At 72.4% G+C, this 14,374-nt stretch carries 12 protein-coding genes and 1 tRNA gene; 6 read left to right on the top strand and 7 right to left on the bottom strand.

Annotated features, from left to right (window positions below; genetic code table 11):
• Nucleotides 1-5: 5 nt before the first annotated feature.
• A complete protein-coding gene (locus ACZ6O2_RS15710; RefSeq protein ID WP_357456386.1) occupies nt 6-1,067 on the top strand; it encodes an aspartate-semialdehyde dehydrogenase in 1,062 nt (353 codons plus the stop codon).
• Between the two features lie 9 nt (nt 1,068-1,076).
• Here ACZ6O2_RS15710 and ACZ6O2_RS15715 read toward each other — a convergent pair whose 3' ends face one another.
• Entirely contained in the window at nt 1,077-2,498 is a 1,422-nt protein-coding gene (locus ACZ6O2_RS15715; protein ID WP_350709530.1) for a GGDEF domain-containing protein, read from the bottom strand.
• A gap of 217 nt (nt 2,499-2,715) precedes the next feature.
• On the opposite strand from ACZ6O2_RS15715, the gene ACZ6O2_RS15720 reads away from it, so the two are divergent.
• Complete coding sequence (locus tag ACZ6O2_RS15720; protein ID WP_350709528.1) at nt 2,716-3,498, top strand: phosphodiesterase; 783 nt, start codon at nt 2,716-2,718, stop codon at nt 3,496-3,498.
• An 83-nt stretch (nt 3,499-3,581) separates the two neighbouring features.
• On the opposite strand, the gene ACZ6O2_RS15725 is transcribed toward ACZ6O2_RS15720, so the two are convergent.
• Entirely contained in the window at nt 3,582-4,211 is a 630-nt protein-coding gene (locus tag ACZ6O2_RS15725; protein WP_466023312.1) for a hypothetical protein, read from the bottom strand.
• A 90-nt stretch (nt 4,212-4,301) separates the two neighbouring features.
• Nucleotides 4,302-5,096, bottom strand: coding sequence for an alpha/beta fold hydrolase (locus ACZ6O2_RS15730; RefSeq protein WP_466023313.1), 795 nt, complete (start codon nt 5,094-5,096; stop codon nt 4,302-4,304).
• Between the two features lie 310 nt (nt 5,097-5,406).
• Between ACZ6O2_RS15730 and ACZ6O2_RS15735 the strand changes: the two genes are divergently transcribed.
• Nucleotides 5,407-7,119 (top strand): bifunctional metallophosphatase/5'-nucleotidase, encoded by a 1,713-nt coding sequence (locus ACZ6O2_RS15735; protein ID WP_466023314.1) that lies wholly within the window; start codon nt 5,407-5,409, stop codon nt 7,117-7,119.
• Nucleotides 7,120-7,189: 70 nt separating this feature from the next.
• On the opposite strand, the gene ACZ6O2_RS15740 is transcribed toward ACZ6O2_RS15735, so the two are convergent.
• The gene (locus ACZ6O2_RS15740; protein WP_466023315.1) at nt 7,190-8,473 is read right to left on the bottom strand and encodes an MFS transporter; all 1,284 of its coding nucleotides are present in this window, start codon (nt 8,471-8,473) and stop codon (nt 7,190-7,192) included.
• Nucleotides 8,474-8,635: 162 nt separating this feature from the next.
• Between ACZ6O2_RS15740 and ACZ6O2_RS15745 the strand changes: the two genes are divergently transcribed.
• The gene (locus ACZ6O2_RS15745; RefSeq protein WP_350709516.1) at nt 8,636-9,109 is read left to right on the top strand and encodes a hypothetical protein; all 474 of its coding nucleotides are present in this window, start codon (nt 8,636-8,638) and stop codon (nt 9,107-9,109) included.
• Between the two features lie 105 nt (nt 9,110-9,214).
• On the opposite strand, the gene ACZ6O2_RS15750 is transcribed toward ACZ6O2_RS15745, so the two are convergent.
• Both ACZ6O2_RS15750 and ACZ6O2_RS15755 read right to left on the bottom strand, forming a co-directional pair.
• A tRNA-Pro gene (locus tag ACZ6O2_RS15750) sits at nt 9,215-9,291 on the bottom strand.
• Nucleotides 9,292-9,454: 163 nt separating this feature from the next.
• Entirely contained in the window at nt 9,455-10,348 is an 894-nt protein-coding gene (locus ACZ6O2_RS15755) for a metallophosphoesterase (RefSeq protein ID WP_466023316.1), read from the bottom strand.
• 25 nt (nt 10,349-10,373) lie between these two features.
• Between ACZ6O2_RS15755 and ACZ6O2_RS15760 the strand changes: the two genes are divergently transcribed.
• Together ACZ6O2_RS15760 and ACZ6O2_RS15765 are read left to right on the top strand one after the other, a co-directional pair.
• Entirely contained in the window at nt 10,374-10,829 is a 456-nt protein-coding gene (locus tag ACZ6O2_RS15760) for a GatB/YqeY domain-containing protein (RefSeq protein ID WP_357696069.1), read from the top strand.
• A gap of 443 nt (nt 10,830-11,272) precedes the next feature.
• Nucleotides 11,273-11,515 (top strand): peptidoglycan-binding domain-containing protein, encoded by a 243-nt coding sequence (locus ACZ6O2_RS15765; RefSeq protein WP_466023317.1) that lies wholly within the window; start codon nt 11,273-11,275, stop codon nt 11,513-11,515.
• Nucleotides 11,516-11,754: 239 nt separating this feature from the next.
• Here the strand turns inward: ACZ6O2_RS15765 and ACZ6O2_RS15770 are convergent, their stop codons facing one another.
• A complete protein-coding gene (locus ACZ6O2_RS15770) occupies nt 11,755-14,181 on the bottom strand; it encodes a penicillin-binding protein (RefSeq protein WP_466023318.1) in 2,427 nt (808 codons plus the stop codon).
• Nucleotides 14,182-14,374 lie beyond the last annotated feature (193 nt).

A 14,374-nucleotide genomic window follows, 5' to 3' on the forward strand; every position in this document is an offset into this window, starting at 1 on the left:
CCCCCGTGTCGTCGCTGCCCACCCTGGCCGTGGTCGGAGCGACCGGTGCCGTCGGCACCGTGATGTGCGAGCTGCTCACCGGGCGGAAGAACGTCTGGGGAGAGATCCGGCTGCTCGCCTCCGAGCGCTCGGCCGGGCGGCGGGTGCGCTGCCGGGGCGAGGAGCTGACCGTCCAGGCGCTGACCCCGGAGGCGTTCGACGGCGTCGACGTGGCGATGTTCGACGTGCCGGACGACGTCTCCGCGCGGTGGGCCCCCGTCGCGGTGGGCCGGGGCGCCGTCGCGGTGGACAACTCCGGCGCCTTCCGGATGGACCGCGACGTCCCGCTGGTGGTGCCGGAGATCAACCCCGAGCAGGTGCGCAACCGGCCGAAGGGGATCATCGCCAACGCCAACTGCACCACCCTCGCGATGATCGTCGCGGTCGCCCCGCTGCACCGCGAGTACGGGCTGCGCGAGCTGGTGCTCGCCTCCTACCAGGCGGTCTCCGGCGCCGGTCAGGCCGGCGTGGACACCCTGCACACCCAGCTCACCAAGATCGCCGGTGACCGGGCCCTCGGCTCCCGCCCCGGCGACGTACGCCAGGCGGTCGGCGACGAGCTGGGCCCGTTCCCGGCGCCGCTGGCGCTCAACGTGGTGCCCTGGGCGGGCTCGCTGGCCGAGGCGGGCTGGTCGTCCGAGGAGATGAAGCTGCGCAACGAGTCGCGCAAGATCCTCGGGCTGCCCGACCTCAAGGTCTCGGCCACCTGCGTACGGGTGCCGGTGGTGACCGGCCACTCCGTCGCGGTGCACGCGGTCTTCGCCACCGAGGTGGACGCCGAGGGCGCCCGTGAGGTGCTGCGCAACGCCCCCGGGGTGATCCTGGTCGACGACCCGGGCGACGGCGAGTTCCCGATGCCCATCGACGCGGTCGGCACCGACCCGTCCTGGGTGGGCCGGATCCGCCGCGCCGTCGACGACCCGCGCGCCCTCGACTTCTTCGTCACCGGCGACAACCTGCGCAAGGGCGCGGCCCTCAACACCGCCCAGATCGCCGAACTCCTCGCCAAGGAACTGACCCCCCGCTGACGGGTGCGGTCAGGCGGCGGCCAGGCGGACGCCGTCGCGGCCGTGCCGCTTCACCGCGTAGAGCGCCTGGTCGGCGCGGCGCAGGGTGAGTTCGGGGGACTCGCCGGGGCGGGGCAGGGCCACCCCCACGCTGATCGTGCGGCCGATCTGCCGCGCCGCCTCGGTGAGGCGCTCGGCGATCCGGACGGCCTCGTCGGGGCGGTTCACCTCGATCACCGCCACGAACTCGTCGCCGCCGATCCGGTACAGCTCGTCGCCGTGCCGCAGCGCCCCCTCCAGGGCCCGGGCCAGCCGGACCAGCACCCGGTCGCCGGCCTGGTGGCCGTACGTGTCGTTGACGCTCTTGAAGCCGTCCACGTCGATCGCCAGCAGGGCCGTACGACCGGGGGTGGCCACGGCGATGCGTCGGCCGAACGGGCCGGTGTGGCGCAGCCCGGTCAGCGGGTCGGAGTTGGCCTGCTCGCGCAGCCGGGCGACGGTACGCAGCCGGTCCAGGCAGCTCCATGCCTGGCCGGCGAGCAGCTCCAGCAGGTTGACGGTGGTCGGGTCGGGGCGCAGCAGCCGCTCGTCGGCGACCAGCAGCACCCCGCCGTCGCCGGGTGGGCCGACCGGCACCGCGACCAGGGTGCGCACCCCGGCCCGGGACAGCGGCCGGTGGTCGGGGACCGGCGGGTGTCCCGCCTCGCCGAGCGTGTACCCCACTCCGTGGTGGTGGGCGCGGCTGATCATCCGGCCCAGCGCGGCGGGGCCCGCCTCGGTCAGCTCCGCCCGGATCCGGGACTCGAACTCGCCGGGGGTGGCCGTGGGCGCGCCCAGCCGGGGCCCCTCCGGCCCGGCGAGCACCAGCACGGCGGCGGAGAGGGTGGAGACGTCCCGGGCCGCGGCGATCGCGGCGGCGAACAGGTCCCACTCCGTCGACGCGGAGGTCAGCGCGGTGGCGTGCCGGAGCAGCTTCTCGCTGCGGCTCTCCGCGGGCGGCCCGCCGAGCGCCACGATCCGGGCACCGAGCCGGGCGGCCAGCCGCTCGGCGGTCTCCCCCCACCGGGCCAGGTCGGCCGGCCCGCGCCATTGGAGGTCCAGCACGCCGATCGGCCGCCCCGCCGGGTCCAGCACCGGTACGCAGACCTCGGCGGTGACGTCGGGGCGTACCGGGATGTAGTCGGGGTCGTCGGCGACGTCCGGCACGACGGCGGTCTCGCCGGAGGCGTACACCCGCCCGACGATCCCGGTCTTCGGCGGCACGGTCGAGAAGACCTGCCAGGAGCCGGTCGCCGCGACGCAGCGGAGCCGGTCGTGCACCTGGAGCAGGACGGAGATGGTGGCCGGCGCGTGCCGGGCGAGCGCGGTGACGGTCCACTGGCACGCCTCCAGGGCGGTCGACGCCATGGGGAGGCGGACCGTCACGTCACGGATGACTCGCTCGTGATCCACGGGGCACGTCGTTCCAGGTTGGGAGGGGTGTGGGCCGGCGGGCGGGCCCGCACCAAGGGTACTCAGCGAGGCGTCGTACCGTCCGGGAGCAAGATCCTCCCCAGCCTTCGTACACATGTGCTATCCACAGGCTGTGGACACGGCCTGTGGGTTCGGGCGGGCCGCGCGGCGGGGCTCGCGGCGATAGCGTGAGGGTCCCGGTCGAGTGGAGGCACGAATGCTCATCGCCCAGCTCAGTGATCCGCACGTGACCACCGGCGTGCTCGCCGCCGAACCGGCCGTCGGCCTGCACCGTGCCCTCGGCCGGGTGCTGGCGCTGAACCCCCGGCCGGAGTGCGTGGTCATCACCGGCGACCTCGTCGACCACGGCCGCCCCGACGAGTACGCCGCGCTGCGCGAGATCATCGGCCGGTTCCCGCTGCCGGTGCACCTGGTCGCCGGCAACCACGACGACCGGGAGTCGCTCCTCGACACCTTCGGCGGCACGCCGTGGCTCGGTGGCGGTTTCTCGGCCTACTACCACGTCGACCACCCGGAGGCGACGATCGTGGTGCTGGATTCGCTGATGCCGGCCGGCGACGGCGCCGGGTGCCTCGGCGAGGACCAGCTCGGCTGGCTGGACGGGGTGCTGGCCGGCCGGCCGGAGGTGCCGGCCGTGGTCTGCCTGCACCACCCGCCGGCGCCGGTCGGCATCCCCGTCGCCGACGACATCCGGCTGACCGACGGGGACGCGCTGGCCGAGGTGATCGCCCGGCACCCGCACGTCGCCCGGGTGGTCGCCGGGCACGTCCACCGCCCGGTCACGGTGACCTTCGCCGGCACGGTGCTCACCACCGCGCCGAGCACCTGGCGGCAGTGCTCGCTCACCATGAGCGCCGACGAGCAGATCGGCTGGGTCACCGAGCCGACCGGCTTCCTGCTGCACCAGGTCGCCAGGGGTGGCTGCGTCACCCACCTGGTGCAGGTCAGCCACGCCGCCGGCAAGACCTGCGGATTCTGACCTCCGCACGGTGGCGGCGGCAGTGACCGGCGCACCGTTTCCTCGGGCCGGACAACTGGGAGGACCGGGACCCTCGGGGCTGGTCAGGCCGCCGTCGGCGTGCGGGTGCCGTCGTCGCCGGACCGGGCCGGCTCGTCGGGCGCCTGGCGGGGCGCGGCGCGGCGGAACCGGGCCCAACGGGAGCGGACCATCTCGTGGAGACGGTTGGACCAGGCGCCGAGCAGCAGCAGGAGCATGGCCGCCCCGACGGCCCAGGCCAGCTTGTCGGCGGTCGTGCGGATGCCGGGGAGCGTGACCGCCAGGGCGAGGGTGGACACCCCCGGGAAGATCACCCCCATGGCGAGCGCCTGCGCCACGTGCCCGTCGTGCTTGCGTCGCCAGTAGAAGGCCTCCCAGCCGAAGAGGCTGGGCTCGTCGGTGTAGCGCGCGATGGCGGGGCGCAACACCTGCTCGAGGTACCGACCGGCGATGCGGATGTCCCGGTACTGGGAGACGACGCTCAGCCCCAGGGCGGTGCTGAGCACCGGCAGGAGCAGGAACATCCGGAGGTCTGCCTTCTCCGAGAGGACGAAGCCGGCGACGGCCGCGACCGCGGTCAGGTTCGCCCCGACGAGCGCCTGGTTGTGGTTGGCCTTGCGCTCGATCGTCGTCCGGATCGCCGCCGCGTCCGCCAGGGCCGCCTCGAGGGCCCGGTTCTTCTGCTCCTCCGACACCCTGCCTCCTCCGGCGCTCACGCACTCCGGTGTATCAGCGGCCGTCAATAGTGCCCGGCATGCCGCTGCCGTCGGTGAGGCGGATCGGCGTCAGCGGAGGAGGACGTCGCGCAGCACCGGGGCGAGCGCCTCGGCCGGCACCTCGTGGTAGCCGCCGTCGAGGCTGACCTGGCGGGCACCCGGGATCGCCTCGGCCGCCGCGCGGGCGCCGTCGCGCAACCACTGCGGGCTGCCCGTGCTGTCCACCACCACGGTCGGGACGGTGATCGTGGCCAGGCGGTCGACCGGCGGCACGCCGCCGGCGCTGATCAGCGTGTCGTACGGGAGGGTGTGCGCCAGCGACTCCAGGTGGGGCCACACCGGCTCGCCGCGCATCCCGGCCACCGCCTCGGCGGGCAGGCCCACCGCGTGGAGCATGAACGCCTCGACCGCGCCGGCCCGGTCGCCGGCGGCGATCAGCTCGGCCGTCCGGGCCGAGACGTCCGGCCGGGGGCCGGTCTGCGGGCCGACCTGGAACGGCGGCTCGAACAGGGCGAGCCCGCCGACCGGCAGCCCGTGCGCCGTCGCGAGCGCGGCGAGGATCGCGCCGGACGAGACGCCGTAGAGGTGCGCCGTGCCGCCGACCGCGGCGACCAGCGCCGCGATGTCCTCGATCTCCCGGTCGACCGCGTAGGGCGCGGTGTCGCCGCTGTCGCCCCGGCCGCGCCGGTCGTAGCCGACGACGGTGAAGTCCGGCGCGAGCGCCCCGGCCACCGCCCGGGTGGTCGACCGGTCGTTGAAGGCGCCGCCGACCAGGATGATCGGTGGCCCGTCGCCCGCGCGCTCGTACGCGATCCGGGTGCCGTCGGCCGACCGCACCGTCTCCACCACCAGGCCCCCGCTCATCCGATCATCCTTCCCGTCGTACGCCGTCCGTCCGGTCCTTTCTAGACCAGCCCACCGACAACCGCGACGACCGGCCATCGCCGGCCGGGCATGTCGGAAACGCCCGTCCAGACGTTCCCCGATCGGAGACGTATCCCCAGGTCTGCGGGGCCCGCCCCGGTCGACCGGCGGCGGCCGGCGATGAGAGGCTGTCCCCGACGCGGCGGCGGTCCCCCACCGCCGCCACCGCGACCGAACCCCGCCGACCGCGCGGGCCCGACCGGCGTCACCATCGCCCGGGCGCCCGCGCCGGCTTCTCACGAGGAGTTCCATGTCCATCCCCGGGATGCGTCGGGCCGCCATCGGCCTGACCGCGCTCGCCGTGACCGCGTTCGGCGCGGTCACGACCACCCCCGACCAGGCGGACGCCGGTCCGAAGCCGGTCGCCGTCAAGCTGCTCGCCCTCAACGACTTCCACGGCAACCTCGAACCGCCGACCGGCACCACCAACGGCACCATCGCCGGGCAGCCCGCAGGCGGGGCCGAATACCTCGCCACCCAGCTCGCCGAGCTGCGCAAGCGCGCCGCCAAGGAGCAGAACACCATCACCGTGGCGGCCGGCGACCTGATCGGCGCCTCCCCGCTGCTCTCCGCCGCGTTCCACGACGAGCCGACCATCGAGGCGCTGTCGCTGGCCGGGCTCGACTACGCCAGCGTCGGCAACCACGAGTTCGACGAGGGCGCCGACGAGCTGCTGCGCATCCAGAACGGCGGCTGCCACCCCGTCGACGGCTGCGCCGACGGCACCCCGTACGAGGGCGCCGGCTTCCAGTACCTGTCGGCCAACGCGTTCAGGACCGCCACCGGCCAGCCGCTGCTCGCCCCGTACGCCATCCACAAGGTGCAGGGCGTCAAGGTCGGCTTCATCGGCATGACGCTGGAGGGCACCCCGCAGATCGTCAGCCCGCAGGGCGTCGCCGGCCTGACCTTCGCCGACGAGGCGCAGACCGCCAACCGGTACGCCCGCGAGCTGCGTGCCAAGGGCGTCGAGACCATCGTCGTGCTGCTGCACGAGGGCGGCACCCAGGACGCCACCGGCGGCATCAACGACTGCAAGGGCATCTCCGGCCCCATCGTGGACATCGCCAACCGGATGGACCCGTCGATCGACGTCGTCGTCAGCGGCCACACCCACCAGGCGTACAACTGCGACATCGCCGGCAAGCTGGTCACCAGCGCCAGCTCCTTCGGCCGCCTGGTCACCGACATCGACCTCTCCATCGACCGGCGCACCGGTGACGTCATCACCGCCAGGGCCGAGAACGTGGTGGTCAACCGGGACGTCGACAGGGACCCGGCGCAGACCGACCTGATCAACCGCTACAAGACCGTGCTCGGCCCGGTGGCCGGCCGCGAGGTCGGCCAGACCACCACGGCGATCAAGAAGACCCAGGAGACCCTCTTCGGTACGACCCTGGGCGAGTCCCCGATGGGCAACGTGATCGCCGACGCGCAGCTCGCCGCCACCGACGACGAGCAGGGCGCGGTCGCCGCCTTCATGAACCCCGGTGGTGTACGCGCCGACCTCGACGCCGGCCCGGTCACCTACGAGGAGGCCTTCACGGTGCAGCCGTTCGGCAACAACCTCGTGACGCTCGACCTCACCGGCGCGCAGCTCTACTGCATGCTGGAGCAGCAGTTCGTCACGGGCCGGACGCTCTACCCGTCGTCGACCGTCCGGTACGTCGTCGACCCGGCCGGCACCACCGGCACCGTGGCGGACCCGTGCGCGGGCACCCGGGTGGTCCGGGGCAGCCTCAGCTTCGGTGGCGTGGCGGTCGACGCCGGTGCCACCTACCGGGTCACGGTGAACAACTTCCTCTCCGGCGGCGGCGACGGCTTCAGCGTCCTCACCGGCGGCAAGAACGCGGCCACCGGGATGATCGACCTGGACGCCTTCGTGGCGTACCTGACCGCGCAGTCCCCGGTCTCGGCGCCGGCCCTGGACCGCATCCGCACCACTGCGGAGGTCCCCGCCGCCTGAGGCGACGTGCGCACCCGACGGGCCCCGGAGCACCTGCTCCGGGGCCCGTCTCCGCTGCGCCCCGTGGCGGTCAGACGTGGGCGGGGGCCGGCTCGGCGGCCGGCGCGGCAGCCGGCACGCGGCCGTCCTGGACCGCCGTGAGCAGCGGGCGCAGGGAGAGCGCGAGCAGCGAGGCCACCAGGCAGCCGCCGACCACCACCGCGACCCAGATCCGGCCGTCGGCCGCCCCGATCAGGGGACCCGCCGTCACCGGGCCGATCACCCCGCTGATGCCGAAGATCATCGAACTCATGGCGTTGTAACGCCCGCGCAGCTCGTCCGTGGCGAGCGCGTTGGTCAGCGCGGGCATCACCGGCGACAACAGCGTCTCGCCGAAGCCGAAGATGGCCGAGCAGGCCACCACGCCCAGGGCGGCGACCAGCGCGTTGCCCGGACCGACCTGGCCGGCGGCGCCGAGGACCAGCCAGGCGGTCGCGAAGACCGCGCCCACCACGGCCAGCCCGCCCGTCCGGCTGCGCCCCTCCATCCGGCGGATGACCAACAGCTGGGCGAGCACGATCATCACCGTGTTGCCGGCCAACGCCCAGGCCACCACGCGCGGCGTCACCTCCACCACGCGCACGGCGTACGCGGCGAAGCCCACCTCGATCTGCGCGTACCCGCAGGTGGTCAGGACCAGGCCGAAGACGACCAGCCGGCGGAACGGCCGGTCCCGCAGCACGGTGAGGTAGCCGCCGGCCGACGGACGGTCCCCGGCCGGCCCGGCGGCGAGCCGGTGGCCCACCCGGGGCAGGCTCAGCAGGATCAGCGCGGGCATCAGGTAGCTGATCGCGTCGAGCACGTAGATCGCCTGGAAGGTGACCGGGCGGGCGGTGTCGACGATCGCGCCGGAGACCAGACCGCCGATGCCGATGCCGAGGTTGAGCAGGGCGAAGTTCAGGCCGTAGACCCGCTGCCGCTCGTCGTCGTCGGTGAGCGAGGCGAGGATGGTGTTCTGCCCGGACCAGATGGCCGAGCTGCCGATCGCGATCAGCGTGATCACCACGAAGGCCGAGGCGGTCGAGTCGACCAGCGCCAGCGAGCCGGTGCCGGCCGCCTCGACGAGCAGGCACGGTACGACGATCCGGCGCGCGCCGAAGCGGTCGATGAGCGTGCCGCCGAGCGGCGACAGGGCCAGGGTGACGGCGCCGTACCAGCCGATCACCAGGCCGGCGCGGGCGTCGGTGAGGCCGCGGACGTCGGTCAGGTAGATGAACAGGAACGGCAGGGTGAGGCCGCGCCCGACCGCCGACAGCAGGGTGCCGACGAGGATCCGCCGGGCTTCCGGACGGCGGGGCAGGGCACGACTGAGCATGCCGCGATTCTGTGCGCCGGGTACGACGACAGGCGAGCCGTTTACGACCCGCCCCGCGCGGCCCGACGCTGCCCGGTGACCAAGGACACGTTCGCGCCGACCGGCCCGCGCCGTGGTGCCGGGGCCGGCTCGCTGTCGGGCCCGTCTGCGATGCTGGCCGGGATGACCACGACCTGGCGACACCTGCCCGCACCGGCCCGCGAGATCGCCACCGCCGCGGCCGCCGCGGTCGCCGCCGCGCGCGAACGCGACCCCGATGCGTACGACGTCTCGGTGGCCCGGCTCGCCGCGGCCGAACGGTCCGGCCTGGTCCTCGGCGCGGTGGTCCGGCTGCTGCTGGAGGAGGGCCACCCGGACGGACTGGACGGCGACGACGTCCGGCAGGTGCTCGAACGCTGCGTACGGGGCGCGGCGCCGTGGCGGCCCGACGTCGACCCGCACGTGGTGCTCGTCCTGCTGGCGGGCGCCCTCGGCGTCTACGACCCGGATGGCGACGAGTCCCCGCCCGACCCGCCGGCCGTGGCGCGGCACGCGCCGTTGCTCGTGGCCGACCTGCTCGCCGTGACCGGCCGGCCGCTCGACGGCTACCTGACCGCCGCGTTCGCCGAGATCGCGCGCACCGAACGCCAGGACTGAGCGCGCCCGAGTGCCGCCGAGGCGCGATCGCCCGAGCCGGATCGGGGCACTGTCGCCGAATGCACCAGAGGGCATGTCCGCTGAGCGGACATGCCCTCTGACCTCTGGTCGGGGTGGCCGGATTCGAACCGACGACCTCTTCGTCCCGAACGAAGCGCGCTACCAAGCTGCGCCACACCCCGAGGCGTGCCGACAAATAGTAGCCCACCCGCTCCGGTGGTCAAACTCGGTACCCCCGGTGGTCCGGGCGGCCCGCCCGGTCCCATGGACGGGGCAGCTCGACAGCGCGATCGGCGGCACTGTCCCGGCAGGCCGGGGAGCCGGCCCGGCCTGCCGGCGTACGGGTCAGCGGGGGATCAGGGTGAGCACGCTCGCCTCCGGCGGGCAGGCGAACCGGACCGGCGCGGTCGGGTGGGTGCCGAGGCCGGCGGAGACGTGCAGCCAGGAGTCGGACCCGGGCCAGCGGTGCAGGCCGCGCGCCATGGAGCGGGGCAGGCCGCAGTTGGTGACCAGCGCCCCGACGCCCGGCACGCAGACCTGGCCGCCGTGGGTGTGCCCGGCGAGCAGCAGCCCGAAGCCGTCGGCGGCCATCCGGTCGAGCACGGCCGGCTCGGGGGAGTGGGTCAGCGCGATCGACAGGTCGGCCGCGGGCGACACCGGCCCGGCGACGGAGTCGTAGTCGTCCCGCTCGATGTGCGGGTCGTCGACCCCGAGCAGCTCGACCGCCCGGCCGCCGGCCTTGACGGTGGTGCGGGCGTTGTTCAGGTTCGCCCAGCCGGCTCCGGTGAGGACGTCGCGCAGCTCCTCGTGCGGCAGCTCCGCGCCCTCGGTGTACTCGCGGTCGGGCAGGAAGTAGGTGAACGGGTTCTTCCAGACCGGCCCGGTGTAGTCGTTGGAGCCGAAGACGAATGCTCCCGGGTAGTCGAGGAGCGGCTGGAGGGCGCGCAGCACGCCGGGCACGGCGCCGGGGTGCGCCATGTTGTCCCCGGTGACCACGACCAGGTCGGGGTCGAGCGCGGCCAGCGACGCCACCCAGCGCTGCTTGCGCCCCTGGTCGGGCATCATGTGCAGGTCGGACAGGTGCAGGACGCGCAGCGGCTCGGCGTCGGCCGGCAGCACCGGCACGTCGTACCGCCGCAGGGTGAACATGTTGCGCTCGACGAGCGACGCGTACGCCAGGGTCGCCGCGCCCAACGCGACGGTCCCGGTCGCAAGCCGGAATAGTGTGCGCTTTCGCATGGCGTTCAGGGTAGTTTCACCGTCCATGAGCACGCTGAAGGACCGTCTGACCGCCGACATGCGCGCCGCTCTCAAGGCGCGCGACGAGCTGACCACCTCCACCCTGCGGATGGCGCTCGCCGCCGTCGGCACCGCCGAGGTCGCCGGCAAGGCCAAGCGCGAGCTCACCGACGACGAGGTGCTCGCGGTGCTGACCAAGGAGGCGAAGAAGCGCCGGGAGGCCGCGACCGCCTTCGCCGACGCCGGCCGCACCGAGCAGGCCACGAAGGAGACCGCCGAGGGCGAGGTGCTGGAGCGCTACCTGCCGAAGCAGCTCTCCGAGGCCGAGCTGACCGAGCTGGTCGCGGGGGCGCTCGCCGCGGGTGGCTTCACCGGCAAGGCGCAGATGGGCCCGGCCATGAAGGCGGCCCAGGCCGCGGTGGCCGGCCGGGCCGAGGGCGGCCGGGTGGCCGCGGAGGTACGCCGGCAGCTCGGCTTGTGACGATGGGTTACGGTGCGGGGCTGAAGCGGTAATCGGCGACCTGCGAGAATTCTGCTGGCGATTGGTGGGTGGCGGTTTTCGTCGGCCCTCTTCGTGACGCTGAGTATCGTTAGATGTCTATTGCGTTGCATTGAGTTCCATGAGAAAGTCTTCCTGTTGGCCGAGTGCGCAACGGGGGTGCAACCAGGTCGGCTAGCACTTCAATTCCCCGTTGCCTAATTGCATCGAGGAAGGGCTTATTAATGAAGCGGGGATTTGCCGCAGGCCTTGTGGTTGTCGGCACTCTGGGGGCAGTGTTCGTCGCCCCGTCGGCGGCGTCGGCTGACATCATCGTCCAAGCGACGTGTAGCCGGACGGTGCGGGTGGCGAGCGACAACTTGTGGAGTTCGAGCCCGGTGGCACTGCCTTCCACTGGCAGCACGGCATCGAGTACCAGTTGTGGCATGGCGCAGGGGGCCAACAGCAGTGCTGTCCTGCTGCTTCAGCGCAGCCTCAAGTACTGCTACGGCAAGAACATCGCCCTCGACCAAGACTTCGGCCCGGCAACCAAGTCGGCGCTGATCGCCGCGCAACAGGCGGAGGGCATCACGGCGGACGGCGTGTACGGTCCGCAGACGCGTGACGCACTCAGGTGGTACCTAGACGGTTACTGCGACGAAGCGGGCTACCCGATCACCGTCGTCTAGTCGTTTACCGCCATGCGGGTCTCAGAGGCACGTAAGGAGGGTGTCCCGCAAGGGATGCTCCTCCTTGTGCTCTCGCCGTCATTTGATCCGAAATTCGCGGCCATTCATGACTGTCAAGAGTAACGACACCAAGTGCACCGAGTGCTTTTGATCCAGTTCGACGAACAATTTACCGCGTACGCGAAACGGGCGGGCACCCCCGCGTGGGGTGCCCGCCCGCTTCCGTCGATCCGGGCGGCTCAGCCGCCGTTGCGGCCCGGCGGACGGCCCGGGTTGGTCGGCTTGGTGCCGCTGCCCGGGGCGGTGCCGCCGCCGGCGCTGATCTGGATGGTCACCACGCCGCCCTTGATGGTCCGGCCGTCGGGGCTGGTGCCCGCCGCCTTGCCCGGGGCGCAGCTCGACGGGACCTTGATGTCGGAGACGACCGCGTCGAAGCCCTCCGCCTCGATGCGGGACTTCGCCTGTTCCACGTCCAGGCACTTCACGTCCGGGATCCGGCGCTGGTCGCCCTCGGAAATCTTCTGGCCCGGGGGCTCGAAGTTGATCCGCTTCTTGCCCTTCATGGCGTCGCGCAGCGTCTCGTAGACCGGCGGGTTGATGCCGTCGCGCTGCTTGTGCTTCATCTTGACGTTGGTCTGCGGCCAGTCCGGGTCGGCCATGATGCCGGCCACCGCGTACTGCTTGGTCATCGCGACCAGCGAGGCGGTCTTCTCCGAGTCGGTGGTGCCGGACTTGCCGGCCACCGGCGCGTCGACGATGCCCTTGACCTCGGCGGCCGTACGGCTGCCGCCGCACCTGCTGGTGGAGGAGTTGTCGCCGACCGGGCAGCGGGCCGCGTCCACGGCGGCGCGGGCCACCTCGGTGCTGACCCGCTTCTCGCAGCGCGGGTTGGCGATGTCGAGCTTCTTGCCCTCCGGGTCCTTGATCTCCTGCACCGGGATCGGCTCGCAGTACTTGCCGTCCGCGGCGAGGGTGGCGTAGGCGTTGGCCAGCTCCAGCGGAGTGGTCTGCGAGACGCCGAGCGTGAAGGCGCCCCACTGGTGCGCGGCGTCCTTGGTGCCGGCGAACTTCGCGTCCTCGCTCTGCCGGAACTGGATGCCGAGCCGCTTGGCCACGTCGACCACGTTCTCCGCGCCGACCTGCTGCTGCAACGGTACGAAGTACGTGTTGATCGACTGCGCGAAGGCGCTCCACATGTTCTGCACGCCGCCGGCCTTCTTGCCGGAGTTGGTCGGGCAGTAGAAGTGGGTGCCGGGGCACGCCGCCGGGCTGCTGCTGTCGATGATGTATTCCGACTTGAACTGCTGCGGAGCGTTGATCGTGTAGCCGAGCGGGATGCCCTTCTCCAGCGCGGCCACGATGGTGAAGATCTTGAAGGTCGAGCCGGCCTGGTAGCCCGTGATGCCGTCGCCGCCGGTGAGCAGCGGGTTCACCGTGTTCGGGTAGTTGCCGAGCTTGCCCTTCTTTTTCTGCTTCGGGTCGCTGTGCGGCTTGTTCGCCGGCTTCTTCGGGTCGTCGAGCTTGAAGGTGCGGTTGACCGCCAGCGCCCGGACCCGGCCGGTGCCGGGCTCGACCACCGCCACCATGGCGGCTTCCTTGCTCTTCTCCGACTTGGCCTTGCGGACGGCCTTGTCGGCGCCCCGCTGGGCCTGCGGGTCGAGCGTGGTGACGACGGTGTAGCCGCCGCTCTTGAGCCGCCGCTCCCGGTCGTACGAGGTCGAGCCGAAGGTCTCCTGCTGCATCCACCAGCGGTAGAAGTAGTCGCAGAAGAAGCCCCAGCCCTTCTCGTTGGTCGAGACGCAGCCGTTGGGCGCCCGCTTGCCGGTGACCTTGAGCTGGACGGCCTTCGCCGCGTCCGCCTCCTGCTGGGTGATGGCGCCGATCTCGACCATGTTCTGGATGACGTAGTCACGCCGCTCGACCGCCGCCTTGTAGCCGCTCTTGGTGGTCGGGTCGTTGGTGCTCGGCGCCTTCACCATGCCGGCGAGCATGGCGGCTTCCTCGATCTTGAGCTTGCTCGGCGGCTTGTTGAAGTAGACCTGGCTGGCGGCGTAGATGCCGTACGCGCCGTTGCCGAAGGCGGCGATGTTCAGGTAGCGCTCCAGGATCTCGTCCTTGGAGAGCTCCTTGTCGATCTGGATGGCGTAGCGCATCTCGCGCAGCTTGCGGGCGCTGGTGTCCTCGGTGGCCGCGACCACGTCGGCCGGGTGGGTCGCCGAGTAGGCGATGGCCAGGCGGACGTACTGCATGGTCAGCGTCGAGGCGCCCTGCTGGCTGGACGCGCCGGACTGGTTGTTGACGAAGGCCCGGGCGATGCCGTTGAGGTCCACGCCGTTGTGCTTGTAGAAGTCGTGGTCCTCGGCGGCGATGATCGCCTTCTGCATGATGGGCGCGATGTCGGCCAGCTTCACGTCCCGACGGTTCTCGTCGTACATGGTCGCCAGCGGGGTCTTGCCGTCGGCGGCGTACAGGTAGCTGATCTGCGGCGCGCGGGCCACGGTCAGCTCCTTGGGCAACGCGCCGAAGGTCTCGGCGCCGGCCTTGGCGGCCAGGCCGGACATCGCCACCGCGGGGAAGGCCGCCGCCGCGACCACCACGCCGGCCAGCAGGCCACATATGAGTAGCGATGCGGCGTTGGTCAGCACATTGTGGTCACGTTTCCGCATCCAGGTCACCTCGACAGGGTACGCGAGTAGGGAACGAGGGGCGCCGGGGCTTCTTTCCCCATTTCCTGCGCGCGCCGACCTCGTTGTGCTAAACGCACGACCCCCGGTGCGTGGTTGCGTGAATCCGGCGTCGAGTCTCCCTCCTTCCCGAGGGGGCCCGCAGCGTTTTCACGGACTCCGGCGGGGTAACCGG

The organism is Micromonospora sp. NPDC048040 (assembly GCF_055587185.1).